This window comes from Candidatus Neomarinimicrobiota bacterium (assembly GCA_034716895.1).
Lineage (GTDB): Bacteria > Fidelibacterota > UBA8477 > UBA8477 > JABMPR01 > JABMPR01.
Genome location: JAYEKW010000179.1, coordinates 1 through 2182, shown reverse-complemented (window position 1 = coordinate 2182; position 2182 = coordinate 1). Strand labels below are relative to the sequence as shown.

Genomic DNA, 2182 nt, shown 5'->3' with positions numbered 1-2182 from the left:
CGGTGCTGCAAGGGACTCGGGGTGGATCAGTGTGCAAGTTGGAAGTAAAGTTGACATGATAGACAAAAGCGGTGTACAAAACAGATATAATTGATACTTTGCGGTGTTGCAGGTTTTGTCAATCGAGGATTTCGGCCGATATGTCGGGAGAGCGTCTTTTTTATGGTCTGCAAACAAGTATTATTAATTGGATTATAAAATGCTTCCCATGGGTTTTACTCATAGTCAAACTGAAAAAGATCAAGATTTACCGTATTGAAGTTTAAGTGATATAAAATATACAATAAGTTCCAAGTTCAACAGGTGTGCAGGGAGATTACATGAACAAACTAGTCTTGAAAATTGTGTTGAGTATGCTAAGCATTAGCTTTGTCTGGTCGGCAACTGTAGGAACCATCGCAGGCAGGGTGACAGATGCCAACTCAGGCACGCCGCTACCTGGTGTGAATGTCATGATACCAGCCCTCGGTCTCGGAACCGCTACAGATTTTGAGGGTGACTACTTTATCCAAAATGTTCCCGTGGGAATCCATACCGTGCAAGTAGGTATGATCGGTTATGCAAAAATGACCATTTCGGATGTTCGAGTGATCATGGATCAGTCAACCCGCATAAATATCTCCCTTGAAGAAGAAATTATCGAAGGCCAGGAGATCCTGGTAACTGCCGAGCGACCCCTGGTCGAAAAAGATGTGACAGTGAAAAAGATGGTGCGAACCGCAGAGGAGATCAAGAATCTGCCTGCACGTGATCTGACCGAAATGCTGACTCTGCAATCAGGTATCATCCAGATCAAGAGTTCTGAATATGGTATTCCCGGTTTTGAAGACCGCGGGATCGAAGAGATCCATGTCCGGGGTGGTCGTGCTGGTGAAATCGGCTACACCATTGATGGTATGTATATCGAGAATCCCATCTATGGCGGTGTTGGAAAGGGAACCCGTTTAAATACCCATGCTGTTCAGGAATTCATTGTGCAAACAGGTGTTTTCAGTGCGGAATATGGTGATGCCATGTCCAGTATTGTCAATAATATCACCCTGGCTGGTGGTGATAAATATGCTGGATCCATTGAATGGCAGACCAGTAACCTGGGACCCCTTAGTTCAGAACAGGATCAACTGCGGAATTATAATAAATTTGCCGGTTCCTTTTCCGGTCCCATTTTCCCGGGTTTGAAAAAACTGACCTTTCATATTTCTGCTGATTACACCAGCAGCGCTTATCGCGTTATGAAATTTGACGAGTTAGTTTATCTGGAAAATGATCCGGGCAATCTGGTCAATGCTGAAAATAAAGTTCACTGGCTCGATCGACAAGCTGGCTGGAAGGCCTTTGGCCACGATCACACCTTTGATGTATTTACCAAACTGCACTGGAAGATAGACAATTACAAACAGCTGAATTTTACTCACTGGTTTGTTGATTCCGAGTTTAAGACCTATAGTAGCTGGAATCAGTTCTATGAAGACGGGAAAAATGTAAATCGTAAATGGTCCGAGCGTTTTCATCTGGAATTTCGTCATCAGTTAAACGAACAGACCTATTATACCATGAGCGCATCGCGTTTTACCCAGCAGATGGAGATCAATGTTGAAAATGGAGATATGGACGGTGATGGCTACCCCGATTGGGTTGAGTACCAGATCGGTACTGAACCACGGGGAATGCATCAGGGAGTTGAATATCACGGAGAATGTGATATCCCCTTTGAAAGTGGTCAAAACTTTCTGCCCGGTACTACTATTGAAAATGAATCTGATCAAGCTAAATACCTGGAAGCCTGGGGGCCTGGTTGTTTGCGGGTCCAGGTCGAGTATAAATCCAGGGTCAATGAAAATGCTGGATATAGCGATGGCTATGATATTGATCTTCAACATGGTCAACGCATCCGTATTGGACCCTGGGATAAAATATATATCAAAACCAAATTCAGTGAAATTACTTACGAAGACGACGGTGAAACTATTCGCTCGAGCAAAACCTTTTCCAATGGGAACTTGATTGATCCCCTGGATTCCCTGGAATACAAGGACGCTGCCGGCGATCGTCACATGTGGCACCTGGGCGATCCCATGGATAAATACCTGGAAGAAGGGCAATATGCTGCCTGGGAATACATGCTGTATCCTGATTCCACCTACAACCTCTATTCGAATCCACCGGGTACCATGAGTCTGGA

1 protein-coding gene is annotated in these 2182 nt (G+C 44.5%); it reads left to right on the top strand.

Annotation, left to right across the window (positions count from 1 at the left end):
- Positions 1-320: 320 nt before the first annotated feature.
- Positions 321-2182, top strand: a 1862-nt coding sequence (locus U9Q77_11120) for a TonB-dependent receptor (protein ID MEA3287907.1), incomplete at its 3' end; no start/stop codon positions are given.